The organism is Bacillus sp. LK2 (assembly GCF_001043575.1).
Taxonomy (GTDB): domain Bacteria; phylum Bacillota; class Bacilli; order Bacillales; family Bacillaceae_G; genus Bacillus_A; species Bacillus_A paramycoides.
This window is the reverse complement of record NZ_LDUK01000017.1, coordinates 55182-77985: the sequence shown is the minus strand read 5'-3', so window position 1 is coordinate 77985 and position 22804 is coordinate 55182. Positions and strand designations below refer to the sequence as shown.

Sequence of the window (22804 nt, the reverse complement as noted above, 5' to 3'; positions counted from 1 at the left end):
AGAAGGGAGGCTGATTTACATTAGCCTCCCTTTATTATTGTTGATATAATTTCGTTTATGAGGATGTTGTGCACCGAGGGGGAAATGGATGAAAAGAACATACGAATCGGGGGATAAAATGATTCATACACGTTTAAAAGCAGACGAGTTAAGGGGAAAGCTAACAACAATATTAAGTCAAGAATATAAGGATTTAGCTGTTCAGGATTTAAAGGTGATTGGAACAGGAGTGCAAAATATTGTTTTTCGAGGAGATTCAGAAAAGGGAGCGTTAGCTTTTCGAGTGCCGTGGGAAAGAGAAGTAGAAAATATAAATGAAGATTTATTTAATAGTCGACTTTCATTGCAAAAGGAAGCAGAGCTTTCTAAGTTTTGTAATTCAAAAGGTATTCCAGTACCAAGGATATACGGATTGCATCTGTCAAAGGAACTTGATTTTTTAATTTCAGATTATATGGCTACGGATCATATGCCAATTTCTGCGTATAAAATAGGAGAGCTAGTTAATAAGCTGCATAGTATGTCAATTGAAGGTTTACATTACGAGCAGAACATTAGAGAGCCAATTAGTAAGCGTATAGCGGAACGAATTGTGAAAAGAGTAGAAGGTTTTAATACAATTACGAACTGTAATATTAAACTTCCAGATGCACAAACAATTGAACAAATTCTTAGTACGGCTGATCATACGAAAAGTTTATTGCATATGGACATTCGACCAGCAAATTTAATTGGATATAACGGAGAAGTTAAAGCGATAGTTGATTGGGATAACGCTCTAATTGGTCATCCATTATTGGAGCTTATGAGAATAGCTGAAACGAATGAGGTTAGTTGGGATGAATTTAAAGCTGGATATAAGAATGATAATATCTTTAACGCTACTCCTCATATCGTTAGTTTGTTTTATAGATTAGATACCTCGGTTATGCTTGCAAATTTATTTATAGCACATTTGAAAATAGAAGATAAAGGTGTATTCTATAAAGAGCGAGTCAAAACACTTTATAATGAAATATATAAAAGCTTATAAGCTATGAGAATAAAGCTTTTAAAATAGGAATTGAGGAGAACATCATGAAATACAAAGTTATATTATTTGACGTAGACGATACATTATTAGATTTTCCCGAAACAGAAAGAAACGCATTACATAATGCGTTTGTACAGTTCGGCATGCCTACAGGATATAATGATTATCTTGCAAGTTATAAAGAGATTAGTAATGGATTATGGAGAGATTTAGAAAATAAAATGATTACGCTAGGTGAATTAGCGGTAGATCGATTTAGACAATTATTTGCTCTTCATAATCTAGACGTAGATGCACAGCAATTTAGTGGTGTATACCTTGAAAACTTAGGGAAAGAAGTACATCTTATAGAAGGTGCAGTGCAATTATGCGAGAATCTTCAAGATTGCAAGTTAGGTATCATTACGAACGGATATACAAAAGTACAACAATCAAGAATTGGAAATTCGCCTTTAAGTAACTTCTTTGATCATATTATTATTTCAGAAGAAGTAGGACATCAAAAACCAGCTCGTGAGATTTTTGATTATGCCTTTGAAAAGCTTGGAATTACTGATAAATCAAGTGTACTAATGGTTGGAGATTCGCTAACTTCTGATATGAAAGGCGGAGAAGATTACGGTATTGATACTTGTTGGTATAATCCTAGTTTAAAAGAGAATACGACAGGCGTTAAGCCGACTTATGAAGTGGAGAGTTTGTTGCAAATTTTAGAAATTGTGGAAGTGGCGGAAGAAAAGGTAGCCTCATTTTAATCATGTTGATATTTGTCGATAAATCGATATATCGAAAAAATCGTTCAACTAATATATGGATTGAAAAATAGCGCTACTATACTAAGGTCATTCATGTGTTATAATGCATGAATTAAATATACGTATATGCATAGTTTTTCAGAGTGATTCGATGTCAGGTTTGAGCTGTGTAACAACTAGAGGTGAGTGAAGGATGTTAACGTTTTTATTTGAGTTAGACAAGGCTATTCCGCAGAAGGACGAGCCACGGTATGTCTCTTATACAAAGGGCTTTATTGAAGGGGATTTAACAATTCGTGTCGGTGACAGAGTACTTTTTCAGAAGTCATGTATGAAGGTCGCAGAGCTCGGCATTTATTTAGGACAGTGGATGGAACAAGTTCAACATGGGCAGAACGTACAAATGAATTATGAAACGAGTGACCGTGATGAAGTAATTCTCGGATTCTTCTATGAAGAGGACGATCAGTGGGGAGTTTCTTCCAGTTGGCAACAATTTGAACTTCAGGAGCGTATATCTACTGCAACATTAGTAGAGAGCGTTCAACGCTATTTATATGAGCTAAATAAGGAACTGCGCGCGATAGAATATCCTGTGACGTTTGATCAGTACTTAAGAGGAGAGCGAATGATGCAGCTTTCTTACAAACGACTGTGTGATAGTAAAGCGGATACGACGTCGATAGAGGTTTACAATGGAAGCAAACAAGTAGGCGTAGTACGGGGCTATTATAAAAATACGTTGATGAAAGTGCTAGACTTCATTCCGAAAGTTGGTAGTAATATCATTTACGAAATAAAGGATAGTAAGGACAATATTCGCGTCATTGCAAAGGATGTAAGTAGGCAGCGCCAAAGAAAGATTTTAGTAACGTACATCGATAATAATGATGCAGAGCATGAAATGCTTGTATGTGACGGAAAGTTATTGGATGCAAATTTCTTATTTACCTTTACATATAACACAGAAGAATATGTTGTTCACAAAACTTCACTTGGGCTTGGAAAGTTATTACGAAACGGCTATGTAATTGCAGATTGGAATATTCGTCTTGAGGAAGACATGTATCACATCGAGATGAATGTATATGATGATGATTATATTGAGGATCAATACTTACTGTTAGGCGTATTTCATGCGGTTTTGTATGGGTGATAAAGTGAAACTATAATTAGTGGGATAAATGGGAAGTACCGGTATTCTTCATGGGAAGGATGCCGGTATTTTTTTATGGTTCTGAAAAAAGGACGGTATTTTCGTTGCAACCTATTTGTCGCTTTGATAAATGTAGTGATAAAAACTATAAAAAATAGGCGTATCAAGCAAAGTGTTGATACACCATAAAACTACATTGTTAAGCAATATGCGTCGTTGTGTAGTATATCTTTAATTACTTTAGATTCAGTATTACATATTAGACTTGGTGCCTTTTCTTAATCATCAAAAATAAAGATTTCATCAATAGAACTATGAAGTGTCTTCGCTATATCGTGAGCAAGCTGCAATGAAGGATTATACTTTCCTTTTTCAAGATGGCTAATCGTTTCACGACGTACACCAACTTGTTTCGCTAAATCTTCTTGTGTCATATTCAATTTGGCACGGTATTCTTTTATCTTCGTTACGAACGCCATGGTGCATCTTCCATTTCATCAATTGGTTTATCGTAAAAGAAAATAGAGAAGCCGAACGTAAGAATGAGTGTGCCGAAAATAAGGGCGATATCAATCTCTTGTAATGTAGGATTCGGAAATAACATTTCAATAAACATAATGATAGCAGTTGTTAGTAATGTAACGATAAAGGCATTTCGGCACGATTTATTTACAATTTGTTCAAAAAGCTCATCATGATGAACTTTTCTATACGTTGTGAAAAAGGAGAAAAAACAAAACATAGTAAACAAGCCTTTTTCATAAAAAAAGCCTAGGAAGCCAAAGAAACCGAGAAATCCTAAATATTTAATCCAAGTTGTTCTCACGATGGATTCTCCTTTCAGTGTTAGAAATAAAGTGAAACTTTAATCAGTGGGGGCATCCCCATTGATTATTAGTTGAACCAATCGGGCGTTTACGGGCAGTTGATGTCCCACCTAACTTCTTTGCTCCAGCCGAATTTTGAGGTAGGATTCTTACTGCCCGTTAATGCGGGATAAATCACTATATGTTATAAATATATCACATGTAGAAATGAATGGTAATAATAGTTTTACAGTTTGTTTCATAATAATAGTAAAAAAGGATAAATATTCTGTAAAATAAAAAGGGAAATATCGTAAAATGTTTGTAAGGAGGGGGAGAAAAAAATGCTAACTTGGATAATGATCGTTATATTACTTGTAGTTATTACTGTAATTGGCACGGTATTAATTGGACGAAATGGTGATGCGAATTATAGTAAAGCGACAAAAGGAAATATTAAAAGGCTTACGATGATTTATATTATATTAGCCGTTGTTTTAATAGTTGGACTTGGTGCTTATATTTATTTTAAAGGATAAAAGTACAACTGGATAAAACTGAAAAATAATAAAAATCTAAAAATATAAGTATGCTATAATGTTAATATAGTTATTTGGTAATTAAGGAAAGGATTGGATGTAATGATCGAAATTACGAATGTGTCAAAAAGTTATAATGGATCTTCATATGCAGTGAAAGATTTAAGTTTAACAGTACCTAGCGGAGAAATCTTTGGTTTTTTAGGACCGAATGGTGCCGGCAAATCAACGACAATTAAGATGATTACTGGTATTCATGGGGTGGACAAAGGGACCATTACGATTAACGGCAAAGATATTATGAAAGAGCCGATGGAAGCGAAAAAGACGTTCGGTTATGTTCCAGATAGTCCAGATATGTTTTTACGATTAAAAGGAATTGAATATTTAAACTTTATGGCTGATATGTATGAAGTGCCGAAAGAAGTACGACAAGAACGAATAGAGTCATTAGCAAAGAAATTTGATCTTTATAATGCTTTATCGGATCAAATTCAAAGTTATTCACACGGTATGAGACAAAAGATTGTTATTATTGGTGTGCTTTTACACGAACCGGATGTGTGGATTTTAGATGAGCCATTAACGGGGCTTGATCCGAAATCTGCCTATATTTTAAAAGAAATGATGAGAGAACATGCAGATAAAGGGAAGATTGTATTTTTCTCTACACACGTACTAGAAGTAGCGGAAAAAATATGTGACCGCGTTGCTATAATTAATAAGGGGAATTTGCAGTTTAAAGGGAATTTAGATGAAATGAGAGATCATTTTAAATCCAATGAATCACTTGAAAAAATGTTCTTGGAGATGACGGGCAATGAGTAAAATTTGGACGTTAACAAAGGTATTATTGAAATTAAATTATGCAGATTTCATAACAGATAAAAAGAAAAGATGGGCGTATTTATTTTCATTTGCAGCCATTTTATTTGTAGGCTTTTTAATATTCGGTTCGATGACCCATGGAATATATGAAGGAATGATACACCTCGGACAGAATCCAGGAATTGTTATTGCGATGGGATTAGCAGTTGCTAGTATATGGGTATTTTTGATGAGTATTATGAACATTTTAACAGTGTTTTACTATAGTAATGATGTTGAAATGTTGCTACCGTTACCGTTAAAACCAGCGCAAATTATTTCGGCAAAGTTCTTTACAGTGTTAATTACACAATACGTAATGAGCTCGTTTATTTTATTGCCTATCTTTATTACTTACGGTTTAAAGAGTGGTGCTTTCATTACATATTACATTTATATGATTGTCATTTACTTATTCTTCCCGATCATTCCGCTAGTTTTAGCTTCGTTAATTATGACAATTATTATGAGGTATACGAATATAGCGAAAAATAAAGATCGAGGAAATATATTCATTGGAATTGTAAGTATATTATTTATCGTAGGAATTAATGTGTTTATGCAATGGAGAAATAAAAGTGCAGTATCTGGAGCTGGAGATTCGGTTGCGAATTATCTTGCAAATAATCAATCCTCACTTTTCATACAAATGACAAATTATTTTCCAACTACATATTTTGGAGCGATGGGATTAGTAGAAAGTGCAGCGTGGAAAGGCCTATTATACGTTCTTATTTACATTCTTATTTCTATCGCGTTTTTCGGGCTGTTTTATTACATTGCAGAGCGCACCTATTTGAAAGGGGTTATTGGACTTTCAACGAGTACAGCAAAGAAAGAGGTAATTTCAGCAGAAGGTTTACAGAAATCAACGGTACAAAGTTCTCATTTAAAAGCATATGTGAAAAAAGAATTTAAAACGTTATTCCGTACACCGCAATTTTTCTTAAATTGCATTGTGCAAACTTTTGTAATGCCGATTATGCTGTTTTTTATTTTATTTGTACAAGATGGAAATTTAAAATGGATTACGGGGTATATTGATAATCCGGAATCAGCAGGTTTTGCAATTGGTGCTGGCCTTTGTGCATCGTTATTTTTAATGGGAAATAATGTGATTGCAACAACGTCATTTTCTCGAGATGGAAGCTCTTGGTTTGTGAATCGTTACTTACCAGTAAAGGCTTCCGATATCTTTTTCGCAAAAACATTAACAGCTTGGCTAATTAATATATCAATTTTAGCAGTATTCGGTATTACGATGGCAGTTGTAGCGGGGGTTTCTCCAGTATTTATGGTACTATGGTTCTTACTAAGTGCGAACGGTTTATTGTTAATCAATTTAATCGGTACACGCTGGGATGCACAAACTGCAGATATTCATTGGGATACAGAGCAGAAATTATTTAAAAGCCGATATACGACTTTGTGGAATTTTTTAGCTAATATTTTAATAGCTTTAATTATTGTAGCGGGAGTAAGTGTATTATACTTTGTCCTTCATGTAGGACTGTGGGTTATGTTTATTATTTTATTTATACTGTTTACCATTTCCAATTTAATTTTAATTAGAATTTTAAAATTAGGTGCAGAACGTATATTGTCAAATATTAATTAAGAAGATAGATCCTCTGTATTCGTACAGAGGATTTATCCATAGATGGAGGAGAAAAGGTGAAGAAAATAGCAATTGTAACAGGGGCAACTCGTCTTAATGGAATTGGTGCAGCTGTATGCAAGGTGCTTGCTCAAAAGGGGATAGACATTTTTTTCACGTACTGGCCTCGGTATGATAAAGCAATGCCGTGGGGAATGAATGATCAAGAACCTTTTTTATTGAAAAAGGAAATTGAAAGTTATGGCGTTCGATGTGAAATGGCAGAAATCAACTTATCGCAGTCTTATTCGCCTAATCGTGTATTGTATAGGGTATCAGAACGATTAGGCGAACCATCTATTCTTATTAATAATGCAGCTTATTCTACTTATACGAAAATTGAAGAGCTAGATGTAGAACAGTTAGATAAACATTATACGGTTAATGTTCGTGCTACTATGTTATTAAGTTCATTATTTATTAAACATTTTTCACTCAAAACGAGTGGAAGTATCATTAATCTTACTTCAGGGCAGTCATTAGGGCCAATGCCTGATGAACTTGCATACGCAGCAACGAAAGGAGCAATAGAGGCATTTACAAAGTCAGTTGCACCAGTTGCTATGGAGAAGGGGATTACAGTCAATGCTGTGGATCCAGGACCAACGAATACAGGATGGATTACTGAAGAATTACAGCATCATTTAGTATGGAAATTCCCGCAAGGAAGAGTTGGAGAATCAATGGATGTTGCGCGCTTAATTTCCTTTTTAGTAGGTGATGAAGCGAAGTGGGTTACTGGGCAAGTGATTCATTCGAATGGTGGTTATTCATAAAAATATTATGTTAACAAAGTTGAGAAACAAAAAAAGTTGGCTTATTTTATTTTTTTTGTATAAATAAAATGTCAAAAAAGAGAAAAAGTTGATATGAGAGTATATTGCCACATGTAGATCACAATTCTTTATGTGACAATATACTCTTTTTCTTTTATTACGTAGTAGAAAAATAGGGTAGAAGAAACTCGAATATTAAAATCATTTTATCATTTTTTGTACGTATTATTATGAAGATTACTGTCGGAAAGATGGTGATTCGTGTGAAAAGGAATTTTTTAATGGAAAATAGAATCGTAAAGAGGAGGATAAAATTGTAAACATAGGGGGATTTTTATGAAAATGAAAAAAGTCGCTATCGCTTCGATTACAATTGGTACAATGCTTACTATGGCAGCTTGTAGTACCTCCACGGATAAAGATGCAGCGAAGAAGGACCAAGCAACTGCACAAAATGAGGAACAATCAAAAACGACAAGTGCAGATGAAGCGTCAAAAACAACGAAAGATACTGAAAAAGACACAAATACTTCTTCGAATGAAAAAACAGATAAGGATTCAAAAAATACGAAAGAATCATCAAGCACAGAAAGTAACGGCAAAACGAAAGAAAAAGAAACGACAGGGAAAACGAATGATCAAACTACTAGTGGAAAAGCAACAGATCAAAGTACAAGCGCAAGTACAAGTACAGACAATAATGGGAAAACAACGAAAGATCCGAAGAAAAACGTTGCTGTGAAAACAAATGTGAAAGAAGTAGTTGTACTAATTGAAAGCTTAGACAAGCAATTAGCGGCAAACCCTAAATTTGAAACAGTTAACAAACTTGGAAAGCAAATTAATGAGAAGTGGGATGTAATTGAAAAAGAGTTAGAAGCATCACATCCAACCGAGTATAAAACAATTGGTCAAAGTATGTATCCGTTAATTGTAGGAGCGGAAAAAGAAAAGATAGATGTTAAGAAAATGAAGTCATTAACGACAAAAACGAAACAAGATTTAAATCAATTATTAACGAAGCTTTCATAGTTTCAAAAGCCTACTCGTGTGAGTAGGCCTTTTTAGTTTGTTGAAGTAGTGTGTGGGCTCGTTATTTATTGTTCTTTTCAATTATGATACGAAATGAATCGAACGCTTGTTGAATGACATAATTTTCTTTACTCACTTTATAAGGAAATGGAAAAGCAACTAGTTGGGAAGATGAAAAGTTTCATGAATTATCCACTTTAATTAAATATTCATAGTATGAAACATGAAGACAAAAATATCTGCAGAGGTGAGGTGAATAAAGAATGCTTTCCAAGTATTTTTACAATGAAACGCAAATGCGTCCTTTAGGAGGGCAGGGACCTGCACAAAGTACTATTCAAGCTGTTCATCAGGCTATACAAGCACAGCAACAAGCATTACAATCACAACAAATGCAACAAAGTTATTACCCATCACAATCGTATTACTCATCACAGTCGTATTATCCATCACAATCGTATTACCCATCACAGTCGTATTATCCATCACAATCGTATTGCCCATCACAGTCGTATTATCCATCACAGTCGTATTACCCATCACAATCGTATTACATGATGTAGATTATACAAGGATGGAATTTATTTTTGATCGTTACTGTATGAAACTGTATATGTTTTATAGCGAACAATGACAAACAGAAATAGCTCTTTGATGGGAACAAAAACCTTTTTAGCTTGATGGGGATAGGACATTGCCATCAAGCTAAACTCATATAACGTCAATGATAAGCGAGATTGTTTGATCTTGTAATCTTTTTTTATTCTTTTGTTAGCTGACGAATAATCACATGGATTGGCACTTTATCAGTCATTCCTACATAAGCATTGGATATTTTACATGTTTGTTCTGGTTGAAGAGAGTTCATTAAGACCGTCATATTTATTTTGTTAGCTTGATAGCTATGGGGGAGGAGCAGCAAAAAAATATTTTCACATAGGTAGTTTATCGAAGGTTTTACTATTCCTAATGTGGAATAGAATCTTATCCAAGCATTACTAATTTTTTTAGGGGGAATTGTAATGAAATTAAGGATCACCACTTTGACATTAGCTACAGCCTTAACATTCGGTACTCTAGCAGGAAACAATGTGTCTGCGGAAACAAAAACAACATCTAGCTCAACTCAAACAGAAAAAAGTTATTTGATTGCCTTTAAGAAAGATTTACCTAGCAATTATCAATCTATTATTTCGAATGCAGGTGGGCAAATTCTCCGCGTCATTTCTGCCATCGGAGCAATGGAAGTAAAGTCAAGTAACCCTTCATTCTTGGATAACTTGAAAGGGGTTTCATCTATCCAAGCTGCAAATCAAGAAGTTTTCCACGCTTTAGATAAAGAAGAAATAAGGCCAACCGCAGCGGACGGAAAGCCAGTAACGGATATCCCACAGCCAGAAAATATAGACAGCTATTGGAATTATCAATGGGACATCAAAAATATAACAAATGATGGTGCGTCTTATAAGCTGAATGGAGGAACAGGAAAAGGAGCAACAGTCGGTGTAATCGACAGCGGTATCGATGCGAATCATCCTGATTTAATAAAAAACTATAGTGGTGGTCAGAATTTCGTACCAGCTGGTGCGGATGAAACTGAGAAAGGTGATCCTGCTGATGTGAAGGATAGGGGAGGACATGGAACTCATGTAGCAGGCTCAATTGCAGCAAATGGAAAACTAAAAGGGGTTGGACCAGATCTTAAAGTTCGTTCATATCGCGTTTTCCCCGAATCTGGTAGTGCACCGACAGCTTGGATTGTAGACGCTATTGTTGCGGCTGCAAATGATAATGTTGACGTTATAAACATGTCTATCGGTGGATTTGATAGCATGAAATACTATGATAACGGAAAAAAATATAGCGATAATGCGGATGTTCTTATTTGGAAGCGTGCAATTCAATATGCCGTACAAAAAAATGTAACAGTCGTAGCGGCAAGTGGAAACGAATCACTCAATATGAATGATAAGAAAATGATAACAGATTATTTAAATAAGGAGTATGGCTCAGACGATCTTATCTTTAAAGGGCCTTATGTAGAAACTCCGGGTCAAATTCCGGGTGTAATTAATGTATCTTCTTCTAATCAATGGTCAACTGATAAAATTGCATTTTACTCAAACTATGGAAACAGTTTTATTGATGTGGCAGCACCAGGCGGTGATAACGGTCCTGTATATGCTGAAACAGGCGATTTAGCACAGCGAGATTTCCATTATCGTACATTAAGTACATGGCCAACTTATTTGGAACCATATTTCACTTCAGATCTGCATAACTATGCTTTAATGCATGGAACATCAATGGCCTCGCCAAAAGTAGCGGGAATTGCGGGGGTTATTAAAGCGGCTCATCCGACATATTCTCCTGCACAAGTAGAGAACTTAATTAAACAAACAGCAAAAGATTTCGGTAAACCAGGACATGATGCATTATTTGGATCTGGAGAAGCAAATATTTATAATGCGTTATTAAAAATAAAAAAATAATAAAAAAGTGGGATAGCACCTATCCCTATTAAGTTAAGGTACCTGTTGTTCCCAAAAACGAAAAACACGGGCAGAATCTACATTGATAAATATCAAAGGATAAAAATCTCGTTTTCGGAGTACTTCAGAATATTAGTTTGATGGATATGTGGAGCTAGACTACAAAAACATACATTTCATACTTAAACAAAATTTGAAAAAAGAAAAAGATTGCCTCTTAAGAGGCAATCTTTTTTTAGCGAGAGTGTCTTAAAAATAGTTGAATTGCTTGTTCAGGTACATAGAATTTCCCGTTACTTTCTACAACGATGCTTCCTAGTTCATAATCTTTTCCATCGATACAGATAATGTTTTTATTAACAGACAACTTTGCCTCCGTATTATTGCGTTTTACTACAAGTACAGGGTTTGCTACATCTTTTTTATCAATCGTTACAATCGCACCAATTTTTTTAAAGGATGTTTCGGCATCTAAAAATAATTTCTTCGTTATGTCTCCTAATTGGAAGCCCATTGCTCTGGCCATTGTCTTTGCAATGTCCGTATTTTGAACTAAACCATATGGCTTTTGAGGCCCGTAAGAGTATAAGAATACATCTTCACCCGTATGACCACCAGTTGTAAAACCGAGGTTCGCACGGTTAGCCAATAATGTAGTAAGGATTGAACCTACATCAGCTTTCTTTTGAGTAGCTTTTAATTTTTCACTTTCATTATTAGTTAGGTTGTCTAAACCGTAAAGAGCAGCGACATCTTTTATATTAGATAAATCATCTTTTAGTTTATTTGTAGCACCTTCAAGTGTCATTTTCGCCTTTTTCAGTGGGGTAATGAAGGCTGATACTGGTGTGGTATCATATCCTTTTGTAGTATTGCTGTTACCAATGGAAAGACCGCTATTTCCATGATCGGTTACAGCGATGACCATAGTATTACGATCTTTCTTCGCAAACTTTAACGCTGCCGTAACCGCATCATCAAATGCCAATACATCGCTAATCATCCCGATTGGATCATTTGCATGTGCTGCCCAATCTGCCTTACTGCCTTCTACGAATAAGAAGAAACCATCTTTATCTTTTGATAAAGTTTGAATTGCTTTTTCCGTCATTTGGGAAAGAGTTGGTTGTTCAGGATTGGTTGCTGCACGATCTATATCGAATGCAAGTGCATTACTGGAGAAAGAGCCCCAGATTTTATTTGATTTGGAATTTAATAATGCATCCTTTGTTTCGACGAAGTCGTATCCTTTATCTTGAATCACTTTTACTAAATCTTCGTTGTCTTTACGAATACCACTGCTTGTCGGAGGCAGAAGTGCTGCCTTTCCACCGCCTAATACAACATCTATCTTTTGATAAACTTGCTGTTCACCAATTACTTCAAAATTTTTGCGGTTAGCATGGTGGGCAGAGAAACTAGCCGGAGTAGCATGCTGAATTTCTGATGTAGCAATAATTCCTGTTGCACGGCCTGAACGTTTTGCACCTTCTAAGACGTTGGCAACTGGACGAAACTTGCATTCTTCTTTGACGGGTTCTAAGCCAGGCGAATTCACAACAGAAGGTAATACGCCGACATAGCCTGAATTTGATTTATTGCCTGTCGCTAAAGCTGTGGCTGCTGGTGCAGAATCCGTAATAGCTGATTCTGCCGAATACGTACGAACACCTCCTGATACAATTTGATCGAGTGCAAGAGGTGCGCCTTTATACCACCGAGCCAATGTTGTGACAGAAGAGCTTGTCCCATCCATAACCATGATAATTACGTTTTTTGGTTGTTTCTCTGCTTTTTTCGCCGCAGCTTTTACTTCATTACCACTCATCATGCTTCCTGCAGCTAATGAACCTAGTGTTATAGTACTGGCTAAAGTTAGTCCCATTATCTTTTTACGAAGATTAGTCATTGTTGTCCCTCCATAGATTGTTTTCGGCATCCCAATCTAACGTTCATATGTAAACATAGTTTTGATTTTTTCTATTTGTTAGTAGTACCCCATTGCCAAGAAACTAACAAAAACTATTGAGTCAAAATGGTGAACACAAAAAGTTAAATGTAAGCTAATTCTTCAGAAAAATCTTCTCATCACATAAAGCCTTCTTGTATTCTTAAGTTGTACGTTCTTTCCTATAAAAAGAATCTTCTCTTTATTTTATGGGAACTATTTATAAAAAGGATGGTGGGAAGAATGACAATCGATCGCGTTTGTACAATTGGACCAGCAAGTAATAATAAAGAAACATTAGCTCAGTTAATAGACAATGGTATGAAAATTGTTCGGTTAAATTTATCACATGGCACGCATGAAAGTCATAAAGATATTATTCGCTTAGTAAAATCGTTAGACGATTCTATTAAAATTCTAGGGGATGTACAAGGGCCTAAAATAAGATTGGGTGAAATAAAAGAGGAACAAACTACACTTGTAGCAGGGGAGTTATTTACTTTACATACCAATCCAGTTCAAGGGAATAAAGAAGAAGTAAGTGTTGATTATGTAGGGATCGCGAATGACGTAAAAGTAGGAAGTAGAATTCTTATTAATGATGGAGAAGTTGAATTAATTGTTGAAAAGGTAAGTACGGAAAAAATAGAAACAAGGGTAAAAACAGGTGGCAATATTTCCTCTCATAAAGGGGTGAACTTACCAGGTACAATCGTAAGTTTACCAGCTATTACAGAGAAGGATAAAAAAGACATTCAGTTTCTTCTAGAAGAGGGTGTTGATTTTATTGCGTGTTCTTTCGTTCGAAAACCTAGTCATATAAAGGAAATACGAAATTTTATACAAGGGTACACAGAAACTTCACCTAATTTAATTGCAAAAATAGAAACGATGGAAGCGATCGAGAATTTTCAAGATATATGTAAAGAAGCGGATGGAATTATGATCGCAAGGGGAGATTTAGGCGTGGAATTGCCGTATCAAATTATACCGCTTTTACAAAAAATGCTGATTCGTGAGTGCAATCGAACGAATACGTATGTCATTACAGCGACACAAATGCTTCAATCTATGGTAGATCATTCTATTCCTACAAGGGCTGAGGTGACGGATGTATTTCAAGCTGTATTGGATGGAACGAATGCAGTTATGCTTTCTGCTGAAAGTGCGTCAGGAGATCATCCAATCGAAAGTGTGAAAACGTTGCGTCTCGTTTCTGAATTCGCAGAGCACGTAAAAAAAGATGGTCCTTATGCTATGAAAGATGTACTTGAATTGTTGCATAAGTCACTTTAGTATAAAAATTTGCATTTATCGTTTATAGTATTAGTTGGATACTTATACTGAATCAACAAGAATTTGTTGTTCTTTCTGTATGAATTCAACTTTTTATGGAAAGATATGTTAGTGAGTATACGTTTTGAACGTTCTATTTTTTAGAGTGTGATAGGAGGAGAATGAATATGTCAGATATTGAAGTAGGCGAAATTTTTAGCCTTAGCGACGAGAATAATGAAGAGCAGGAAGTTGAAGTGCTTGGAGCGATGAATGTCGAAGGAGCAGAATACATTGCAGTTGCCTTTGTAGAAGACATCCAAGCGGAAACAGAGGAAGACGTTGATATCTTCTTTTTAAAAGTAGAAGAAGATGACGAATTCTCATACATTGAAAGTGATGAGGAATTTGAAAAAGTATCTGCGGCGTTTGAGAAGATTATGGACGAGCAAGAACAAGAATAATAAAAATAGTTAGACAAAAGAGGGAGATGCATATCTGCCCTCTTTTTTGTATAGGGTTGAAAAATCTTTCTCTAACTTCTATTTTTCAATCCGCTATAAATCATACACTTCTTTTGTGTTCGTGGAAGCCGCATCTAATAGAAGGAAAATCGACGCTATAATATGTATAGCGATTCGTATATAGGGAAAGAAAGCAACTAGAATAGTGAGGATTCCTATATAATTAGCATAGGTTTTCATGCCTTCTTTTTTAGCTAATAAAATAGTAATGATATGTAGAGTAATTACTATAAGTAATGGTATCTCGGATAAGTCAACTATTCCTTGAAGTAAATAACAAAGAATTAATAACAGATGGGAAATACCTGTAGTCCACTTTAATGCTTTTACGACTTCCTTCAAAGTAAATCCCTCCTAAATATGCTCGTATGAATATATTACCAAATATAGTGGATGAATAGATATGTTTTTGTGATTTACGTTAAAATATAACGATAATTATGTTATGTAAACTAAATCAATTTTTATTTATTCATTAGAAAAACCACCCAAAGGAGGGTGGTGCTTATTACATATAGTTATTAAATGTGCTATTTTCTAAAGAAGAGAGGGGAATCTTTACTTCAGTGCCTTCCTTCATATTACGCAGCACAACGATTTCTGTAGTAATTTCCTCTTCTCCAATAATAAGTACATACGGGATATTTTCTTTATTGGCGTAATTAAGGGCACGCTTTAATTTACGACCAGCTAGTTCAAGTTCAACTTTTAAGGAAGTTGTAGCACGTAATTTTTGGGCGATTTGTAAACATTGTAATTCTGTCCCGAGTGGAATGATAAAAATATCTGCCGTAGATGCTGTAGTTTCTTGCTTTTGAAGAGCCGTATAAATAACATCTAAACCGAATGAAATCCCTACAGTTGGATAGCTCATATTATCACCACGGAATGCTCCGATTATATTGTCATAGCGACCGCCACTACCAATACTCGATGTGATACTTCCATCTTTTAAAAAGATTTCATATATAGTTCCTGTATACATTGTGAGTCCTCTTGCTAAAAACGGGTTGAATATAGTACTTTCTTTAATTCCGAGAGCGAGTAAATATTGCTGTAATTGCTGTAGTTCATTTACTCCATTTGTAACGAGTGTATTATTGAACGCTTTTTCAAAGTCAGTAATATCAAACTCTATGCAAGATTGCACTGTATCACATATTATTTCTACTGTTTCTTCTATAATTCCGCGGTTTTGCAAATCTTTTCGAATGCCATCAATGCCGATCTTTTCAATTTTGTCTAATGATAAGATAACATCATTCATTAATTCAGTAGGAATGTTAATCGACTCGAGAATACCAGTTAATAATTTTCGATTATTATATTGAATTTGTACATCTAAGTTTAATGTACGAAAAAGTTCAAATGCCATGCCCATTAATTCAGCTTCTGCAATTACAGACTCTACACCAACTATATCAACATCACATTGTATGAACTCACGAAATCTCCCTTGTTTAATTGGACCATCTCGAAATACTTTTCCAATTTCATATCGTTTAAAAGGAAGGCGGATATTTGGGTTCATCGCAACAACTTTAGCGAATGGAATTGTTAAATCGTAGCGTAAGGCAAGCTCACGTTTTCCTTGATCTTGAAGCGTGTATATTTCTTTTAAAATCTCATCGCCACCACCATATTTATATGCCATAAGTTCGTACATATTTAATGTTGGAGTTTCTAAAGGTTTACATCCATATCGTTCAAATGTATCTTCACAAGCTCTTTTAATTTTATTTCGTAATACTTGTTCCTCTGGTAAATAGTCTTTTGTTCCTTTTACATTTTTCATTTCCATTCTAATCACTCCTCTTTTAAATTAAAAAAAGCTATGCAGGTATAAAAATACCCACATAGCTTTATGAACGCTTCGTGGGTCAACAGGAAAAGCCCTGTACCCACGAAGAAAAATTTTTCTTCGGATACACGGCGTTACGTATGATGATGAAGTTGGAAAGAAGTATTAAAAGTTTGCATTACAAATCTCTCCTTAATAAGTTTTTTCAAAAGTATAACAGAAGATTTTTGAAATATCAATATTTTCAGTTTTGAAAAATGAGTGAAGTTATGCAGGGGAATTTAAAAAAGGTGTATAATAACTTAATAATATGAAATAATTTTTTAAGGAGAAACTCATGAAAAAAGATAAAACAAATGCGATGCGAATATTAGATAAAGAAAAAATTGAATATTCGATGATGTCATATGATCCGGACGATGGGAAAATTGATGGCGTATCAGTTGCGGGGAAAATTGGTAGAGAAGTGAGAGAAGTATATAAAACGCTTGTCGCTCAAGGGAATAGTAAAGATTATCATGTTTTTATAATCCCGGTAGATGAGGAACTGAATTTAAAAGCAGCTGCAAAAGCAGTCGGTGAAAAGAAAATAGAAATGATTCCTGTTAAAGACATAACGAAAGTTTCAGGATATATTCGCGGCGGTTGTTCTCCAGTAGGAATGAAAAAGTTATTTGCTACATGCATTGATGAGAGCGCCCAATCACTTGAAACGATGATCGTTAGTGGCGGGAAAATTGGTGTGCAAATTGAACTTAAAGTTGAAGATTTGGCGAAAGTGACGAAAGCGAAATTTGGTGAAGTAACGAAATAAATATACATAGAAAAAGAAGTTCTAGTTTACTGGAACTTCTTTTTATTTTATCCCGCTATTTGCGGGCTGATTAAAGTTTCACTTTATGAGGATGTTTCCTAATAGTTGATTTTGTCAATTAAAGTTGACTTCAGATCCATATTTTGTCTGAAATAAAAGCATATAATAAAAGTATGAGGTGATGATGTGAAAGAGATAAACATTCATAAAATAATTGCGGCTAAGAGAAAAGAAAAAGGCATTACACAGGAAGAGTTGGCAGCGTATATAAGGATTACGAAGGCAGCTGTTTCAAAATGGGAAACGGGGCAAAGCTATCCGGATATTACATTTTTACCACAGTTAGCCTCGTATTTTAACATAAGTGTAGATGCATTAATAGGGTATGCACCACAAATGACACAGGAAGATATTAAAAGTTTATATCATAGACTTGCGCAAGCCTTTAGTGAAGAGCCGTTTGATGAAGTAATGATGGAGTGTAGAGAAATGATAAAAAAATATTATTCCTGTTTTCCTTTATTACTTCAGATGGGCGTACTATTTATTAATCACCATATGTTGACGGAAGATACGGATAAAAGAATTGAAATAATAGAAGAGACGATTCAGCTTTTTAATCGAGTACAGGAAGAAAGTCAGGATGTTTCTCTTGCTAAAGAGGCAGCCTCGCTAGAAGCGACATGTAATCTTATATTACAAAGGCCGAATGAAGTTTTACATTTGCTCGGTGAAACGATACGTCCTAGCCTTCCAGACGAAGAGCTAATAGCGCAGGCGTATCAAATGCTTGGGAATGCGCCAAAGGCGAAGGAAGTGATGCAAATTAGTATGTATCAGCATTTAATGCGACTAGTTGGGGTAATACCAAACTATTTACTATTAAATGCATCAAGTGTTGAAAAGGTAGACGTCATTTTAAATAGAGCATTTATGCTTATAGAAATTTATAATTTAGAAAGATTGCATCCTAATATGACTTTGAAGCTATACTACGCTGCTGCACAAGTATACTGCATGCAAGAAAACTATGAAAGTGCGTTGGAAATGTTACGTAAATATGCGACTGTTTGTGGGGCTAGTTTTGCATTAAATAGTCTACATTTACATGGGGATTCGTATTTCGATGCAATTGATTCGTGGTTTGAGGAGTTTCCACTTGGAGCGAAAACGGTTAGAAGTGAATCCGTTATTAAAGAAAGCATGATGCAAAGTATTATAGAGAATCCACTCTTTACTCCTTTGAAGGAATTGTCAGCTTATAAAAGTATCGTAGCGTCATTGAAGTTTAAATTAAGTATAAAAGAATAGATATGTTATTGGGATTTTATTAATGAATGGACCAAAATAGAAGGGGATGAAAATATGAGTTTTGAGGAATATGAAGTAGCCATAAATAACGGTGTAACGTTACAAGCTACAATTACAAAGCCAAGAAGTGTTGGGAAATATCCCGCTGTGTTAATTATCGCTGGGTCTGGCGAAGTTGATCGTGATGGAACAATAGTGCCACTGAATATGAAAGGGAATATGTATAAAGACTTGGCACATTTAATTTCGAACCTCGGAGTAGTTACATTACGTTTTGATAAACGTGGTGTTGGAGCTAGTGAGGGTGAATTTATGAAGGCTGGAATGTGGGATTTAGTATCCGATATAGAAGCTGTCATTGCGTATTTGAAAGAGCAACCTTTTGTAGATTCGGAAAAAATCATTTTAGCTGGTCATAGTGAAGGATGTATGTTAGCGACGGTAGTCAACGCAAAAACACCAGTTAATGGGCTCATATTACTTACGGGAGCTGCGGAATCGTTAGAAGAAGCTACTAAAAGACAAAGAGAGATTATTTATAAGGAGTTAAAAGAGCAAAAAGGAATAAAAGGAAAGTTAATGCGTCTTCTCAATATTGAGAAACGAGGTGAAAAGCAGGCACAAAAAGCAACAGAGAAAATGATAAACTCAAAAAAAGATATTGTTAAAATTGGATTTAAGCCAATGAATGCAAAATGGCTTAGAGAGCATTTCCAGCATGACATTTATAAAGATTTAATGAAAGTAACATGTCCAGTATTAGCAATTGCTGGTGATAAGGACTTTCAGACAGATCCCCAAAAAGCGAAGCGAATTGGTAATTATGTTAAGGGTGATTCTGAAGTACATGTAATAAAAAATATGGATCATACCTTAAAATATTTTGAAGGTGATTTTAAAGCGTTGGAATTTAAAAAGATTTATGCGGAAGGAGCAGCTAAGCCACTTCATCCGAACCTAGAAGAAATAATTGTGAATTGGATGGATACGCATTTTATCTCACTATATGGGGGCAGTAAGATTCCTACTTCAAAATCCAGCGAATGTGAGGAAGCTGGAAGGGAGAGTAACTGCCTGTAAATAACCAATTGATGTGGCCTAATAATCAGTGGGGATGGGCACCCCCACTGATTAAGTTTCGCCTTATTCATAAATGTCCTTTACACAGGGGACATTTATTTGAGTTCTTGAATCAGTGCATTAGGACATCGTTTTCTTAATTCGATGATGAAATTTATTTTATCTTTTGGTAAAACCTTTACATTTCTAAGGGGGCCTGATGTGAGCAATATTTCAAATCCTTTATCAGAATCTAAAATTCGATAACCAGTGAATCTTTCACTTGTTGGAGCAACCTCTATTATGTTTTCATACGGAATTTTACTTTTGAATGGTCCGCCTTTAATTAATAAATAATCTTCATTGAAAACATATTTAATAGAAGTTGCGTACCAGAATATTAGACCTGCTGAAATAACAAAAATAGCAGATAAAATAATTACAATAGATAATGACGTTTCTTCATAAATGAACAGGGGAAGCAGTGGTAGTGAACTCATTAGTAAAACGGCTAAAAATATAAAAGTTATAAAAAAGATGTCCACTTTTGAGCTGAAAGTCATTAGTTAATCACACCCTTTCTTATAGTATGTATACAATTAATTATCATTAAAAATGTATTCTTAAATCAATTATTCTACTTAAATTGTAATTTATCTTACATAAAATCATAATTTATCGTATTGATCTTTTCTAAAAAAGTAAGAATATTTATGATAACAGCCTATAAATAATGGTGTAATGTTATAAAGCCGAGCAGTTATAGGAACAAATGAAGCTATCACTTTTGAATCGTGATAGCTTCATTTGTTTTATTATTTAATAAGGTCCCCACTCAATATTCACTCCAACTATAAGAAAAATAAGTCCAATTATAAACCAAATGAGTGCAAGAGGAGCCATAAAACGAATCCATTTCCCGTAAGAAATGCCACTTGCTGCGAGTACGCCCATTAAAACGCCAGAAGTTGGATTTAAGCAGTTTACTACGCCTTCTCCAAGCATAACCGCTTCTACAGTCACTTGGCGTGTAATATGCATTAAGTCTGCTAGAGGCGCTAAAATAGGAATGAAAATAACAGATTCTCCTGTTCCTGATGAAATAAGGAAGTGTAGTGCGGCGCTTCCGATATACATTCCCATAACGCCGAATATAGGACTTTGTCCTTCAAGAAAATGTGCTAGTTGGTTAACGATTGTATCAAGTAGTTTTCCTTGTTCTAAAATGACTGAAATACAACGAGCCATTCCGACGATCAAAGCACCATATATGAGTTTTTGACATCCTGCTAGAAACGTAGAGGCGATATCATTTGCTTTCATACCACCAATGAGCCCAGCTGCAATTGCTATAAAAATAAATGTGGCAGTCATTTGTGAATCCGACCAATGTAGACGAAAAGCCCCTATTAAAAATGCAATTAAAGATAATGACGTAACTAGTAATATTAATTTATGGCGAATTGTCCAAGAGACATCTGTTTTATTTGTTTCTTCATTATTATTTGAAAGTCCGTTGCTTGGAAACCAGTCGTTTCCGAGGATACTGCCTTTATTCGGTTTCTTTAAACGTTTGACATAAAAATGTATATACAAAATCGTAGCAATTAAAAAAGATATATAGATTGCGACACGTAAACCAATTCCCGAAAACATCGGAAGTTCTGCGATTTTTTGTGAAATGCCTAAAGGTGAGGGAGATAATAAAGTAGCATTAAAGCCAGCATAAGTGCCTAAATAAATAATCGCTACGCCTACGATAGCGTCCCATTTTAATGTGCGTGCAACGATGATGCCGATGGGGATAAAGCCGATAACTGAGTTAACGATAATGCCAGTCGTTCCAAGAATGGAAAAGAGTGCTGCGACAATGCAAATGAAAAGTAGTTGCTGATTACGAAATTTGTTAATAACATGATAGATTAAGCCATCAAGAGCACCTGTTTTTTCGAGAATAGCAATTGCGCCACCGGTGAATAAAATTAAAAAGATAATTGGGGCAGCAAGTGTCATTCCTTTTTCAATGGCAGTAAAAAAGGAAACAAACCCTACAGGAGATTGCGGAACAGAATGATAGCTTCCTGGTATTGTTGTGGTAATGGCGCCTTTTGTAACTCTTTTGAATTCTCCAGCAGGAACAAAGTAAGTTGCAATTGCACAAAGTAAAGCGATAAAAAATAATAGAACATATGCATCAGGCATTTTAAATCTTGATTGACTAGGCTGTTTTTTCGTCTCGGTTTGTAGTTGCATGAAATCCCTCCTTCTTTCATATGGTTAAGTTTTAATATTCTGAATTTTCTTACGTGTGATAGATTATAATAAAGCTTTCTCCTTAAAGCAATAGTTTTTAAAACTACTTTTTTTCTTATTTGGCTTTTACTTCATATGCAAATTATTACAACATTAGACAGGGAAACGAAAAAAACACAAGAATATGTAATATAAAGAGAAATAGGAAAAGAGGGAAAGAGATGTTGAAAACTACTGATCTATGTGATGAATTTGAAAATGAATTACAAATATGTCGCCAGTCTTTTCAGTCTTATGGGAAGAAAGAGCAATTCTATGGAAAAATTGCAACAGTAAAAGTGAAGGATGATAATGTACTAGTAAAAGAAGGATTACAAACACTACCAGAAGGAACAGTATTAGTTGTTGATGGTGAGGGCTCTACAAATTGCGCGCTACTCGGTGATAATTTAGCGGCTATTGCGGAAGAAAGAAATTTAGCAGGAATTATTGTGAATGGATATGTTCGTGATTCTAGAGAGCTGAAAAATATTAATATCGGTATTTTAGCATTAGGGACGATGCCAAATAGAAGTATAAAAGAAGGAAAAGGAGAAAAAAATATTCCATTGCAATTTGGAAAAGTTGAATGGAAACCGAATGAATATGTTTATGTGGATGAAGATGGAATTATTGTTAGTGAAAAGAGCCTACATAGTAAGTAGTG

The 22804-nt window shown here is 34.9% G+C and carries 23 protein-coding genes; 16 read left to right on the top strand and 7 right to left on the bottom strand.

The window, feature by feature from the left end:
- The first annotated feature begins 88 nt into the window (after positions 1-88).
- The 3 genes from VK90_RS12515 to VK90_RS12505 all read left to right on the top strand — a co-directional run bounded on the left by VK90_RS12515 (position 89) and on the right by VK90_RS12505 (position 2944).
- Positions 89-1033, top strand: a complete 945-nt coding sequence (locus VK90_RS12515) for a phosphotransferase family protein (protein ID WP_048373151.1) — start codon at positions 89-91, stop codon at positions 1031-1033.
- Between the two features lie 44 nt (positions 1034-1077).
- The gene (locus tag VK90_RS12510) at positions 1078-1788 is read left to right on the top strand and encodes a YjjG family noncanonical pyrimidine nucleotidase (RefSeq protein ID WP_048373148.1); all 711 of its coding nucleotides are present in this window, start codon (positions 1078-1080) and stop codon (positions 1786-1788) included.
- A gap of 193 nt (positions 1789-1981) precedes the next feature.
- On the top strand, positions 1982-2944 hold the full coding sequence (locus tag VK90_RS12505; protein ID WP_002172688.1) for a tubby C-terminal domain-like protein: 963 nt from the start codon (positions 1982-1984) through the stop codon (positions 2942-2944).
- A gap of 278 nt (positions 2945-3222) precedes the next feature.
- Here the strand turns inward: VK90_RS12505 and VK90_RS12500 are convergent, their stop codons facing one another.
- Together VK90_RS12500 and VK90_RS12495 are read right to left on the bottom strand one after the other, a co-directional pair.
- Positions 3223-3423, bottom strand: a complete 201-nt coding sequence (locus VK90_RS12500; protein WP_048373146.1) for a helix-turn-helix transcriptional regulator — start codon at positions 3421-3423, stop codon at positions 3223-3225.
- Positions 3411-3770 (bottom strand): DUF3796 domain-containing protein, encoded by a 360-nt coding sequence (locus tag VK90_RS12495; protein WP_048373144.1) that lies wholly within the window; start codon positions 3768-3770, stop codon positions 3411-3413. The genes VK90_RS12500 and VK90_RS12495 overlap by 13 nt, the downstream gene beginning before the upstream one ends.
- 324 nt (positions 3771-4094) lie before the next feature.
- Between VK90_RS12495 and VK90_RS12490 the strand changes: the two genes are divergently transcribed.
- The 7 genes from VK90_RS12490 (at position 4095) to VK90_RS12465 (ending at position 11113) form a co-directional block, all read left to right on the top strand.
- Positions 4095-4289, top strand: coding sequence for a hypothetical protein (locus tag VK90_RS12490; protein ID WP_002172685.1), 195 nt, complete (start codon positions 4095-4097; stop codon positions 4287-4289).
- A 102-nt stretch (positions 4290-4391) separates the two neighbouring features.
- The gene (locus VK90_RS12485; protein ID WP_048373143.1) at positions 4392-5117 is read left to right on the top strand and encodes an ABC transporter ATP-binding protein; all 726 of its coding nucleotides are present in this window, start codon (positions 4392-4394) and stop codon (positions 5115-5117) included.
- A complete protein-coding gene (locus VK90_RS12480) occupies positions 5110-6774 on the top strand; it encodes a putative ABC transporter permease subunit (RefSeq protein ID WP_048373141.1) in 1665 nt (554 codons plus the stop codon). Before VK90_RS12485 ends, VK90_RS12480 begins: the two co-directional genes overlap by 8 nt.
- 56 nt (positions 6775-6830) lie before the next feature.
- Positions 6831-7589, top strand: a complete 759-nt coding sequence (locus VK90_RS12475) for an SDR family oxidoreductase (RefSeq protein ID WP_048373138.1) — start codon at positions 6831-6833, stop codon at positions 7587-7589.
- Between the two features lie 336 nt (positions 7590-7925).
- Positions 7926-8621, top strand: coding sequence for a hypothetical protein (locus VK90_RS12470; protein WP_048373137.1), 696 nt, complete (start codon positions 7926-7928; stop codon positions 8619-8621).
- A gap of 263 nt (positions 8622-8884) precedes the next feature.
- Positions 8885-9184 carry a hypothetical protein gene (locus tag VK90_RS27635; protein WP_053081412.1) on the top strand — a complete coding sequence of 100 codons (300 nt, stop codon included), beginning with the start codon at positions 8885-8887 and terminating at the stop codon, positions 9182-9184.
- A 459-nt stretch (positions 9185-9643) separates the two neighbouring features.
- Positions 9644-11113 (top strand): S8 family serine peptidase, encoded by a 1470-nt coding sequence (locus tag VK90_RS12465; RefSeq protein WP_053081411.1) that lies wholly within the window; start codon positions 9644-9646, stop codon positions 11111-11113.
- Positions 11114-11348: 235 nt separating this feature from the next.
- On the opposite strand, the gene VK90_RS12460 is transcribed toward VK90_RS12465, so the two are convergent.
- On the bottom strand, positions 11349-13022 hold the full coding sequence (locus tag VK90_RS12460; protein ID WP_048373136.1) for an alkaline phosphatase: 1674 nt from the start codon (positions 13020-13022) through the stop codon (positions 11349-11351).
- A gap of 282 nt (positions 13023-13304) precedes the next feature.
- Here VK90_RS12460 and VK90_RS12455 point away from each other — a divergent pair, with 282 nt between their 5' ends.
- Positions 13305-14357, top strand: a complete 1053-nt coding sequence (locus VK90_RS12455; RefSeq protein WP_048373135.1) for a pyruvate kinase — start codon at positions 13305-13307, stop codon at positions 14355-14357.
- Positions 14358-14524: 167 nt separating this feature from the next.
- Positions 14525-14800, top strand: coding sequence for a DUF1292 domain-containing protein (locus VK90_RS12450; RefSeq protein WP_048373133.1), 276 nt, complete (start codon positions 14525-14527; stop codon positions 14798-14800).
- 93 nt (positions 14801-14893) lie between these two features.
- Here the strand turns inward: VK90_RS12450 and VK90_RS12445 are convergent, their stop codons facing one another.
- Both VK90_RS12445 and VK90_RS12440 read right to left on the bottom strand, forming a co-directional pair.
- The gene (locus tag VK90_RS12445; RefSeq protein WP_048373132.1) at positions 14894-15202 is read right to left on the bottom strand and encodes a hypothetical protein; all 309 of its coding nucleotides are present in this window, start codon (positions 15200-15202) and stop codon (positions 14894-14896) included.
- 166 nt (positions 15203-15368) lie between these two features.
- A complete protein-coding gene (locus tag VK90_RS12440; RefSeq protein ID WP_048373131.1) occupies positions 15369-16661 on the bottom strand; it encodes a histidine--tRNA ligase in 1293 nt (430 codons plus the stop codon).
- Between the two features lie 337 nt (positions 16662-16998).
- On the opposite strand from VK90_RS12440, the gene ybaK reads away from it, so the two are divergent.
- The 3 genes from ybaK (at position 16999) to VK90_RS12425 (ending at position 19866) form a co-directional block, all read left to right on the top strand.
- Positions 16999-17475 carry a Cys-tRNA(Pro) deacylase gene (gene ybaK / locus VK90_RS12435; RefSeq protein ID WP_002172672.1) on the top strand — a complete coding sequence of 159 codons (477 nt, stop codon included), beginning with the start codon at positions 16999-17001 and terminating at the stop codon, positions 17473-17475.
- A gap of 186 nt (positions 17476-17661) precedes the next feature.
- Positions 17662-18786 (top strand): helix-turn-helix domain-containing protein, encoded by a 1125-nt coding sequence (locus VK90_RS12430; protein ID WP_048373126.1) that lies wholly within the window; start codon positions 17662-17664, stop codon positions 18784-18786.
- A 54-nt stretch (positions 18787-18840) separates the two neighbouring features.
- The gene (locus VK90_RS12425; protein WP_048373125.1) at positions 18841-19866 is read left to right on the top strand and encodes an alpha/beta hydrolase family protein; all 1026 of its coding nucleotides are present in this window, start codon (positions 18841-18843) and stop codon (positions 19864-19866) included.
- A 95-nt stretch (positions 19867-19961) separates the two neighbouring features.
- Here VK90_RS12425 and VK90_RS12420 read toward each other — a convergent pair whose 3' ends face one another.
- The gene (locus VK90_RS12420; protein WP_048373122.1) at positions 19962-20408 is read right to left on the bottom strand and encodes a PH domain-containing protein; all 447 of its coding nucleotides are present in this window, start codon (positions 20406-20408) and stop codon (positions 19962-19964) included.
- A 256-nt stretch (positions 20409-20664) separates the two neighbouring features.
- Entirely contained in the window at positions 20665-22098 is a 1434-nt protein-coding gene (locus tag VK90_RS12415) for a YfcC family protein (protein WP_048373120.1), read from the bottom strand.
- A 221-nt stretch (positions 22099-22319) separates the two neighbouring features.
- Between VK90_RS12415 and rraA the strand changes: the two genes are divergently transcribed.
- Positions 22320-22802 carry a ribonuclease E activity regulator RraA gene (gene rraA / locus VK90_RS12410; protein ID WP_048373118.1) on the top strand — a complete coding sequence of 161 codons (483 nt, stop codon included), beginning with the start codon at positions 22320-22322 and terminating at the stop codon, positions 22800-22802.
- Positions 22803-22804 lie beyond the last annotated feature (2 nt).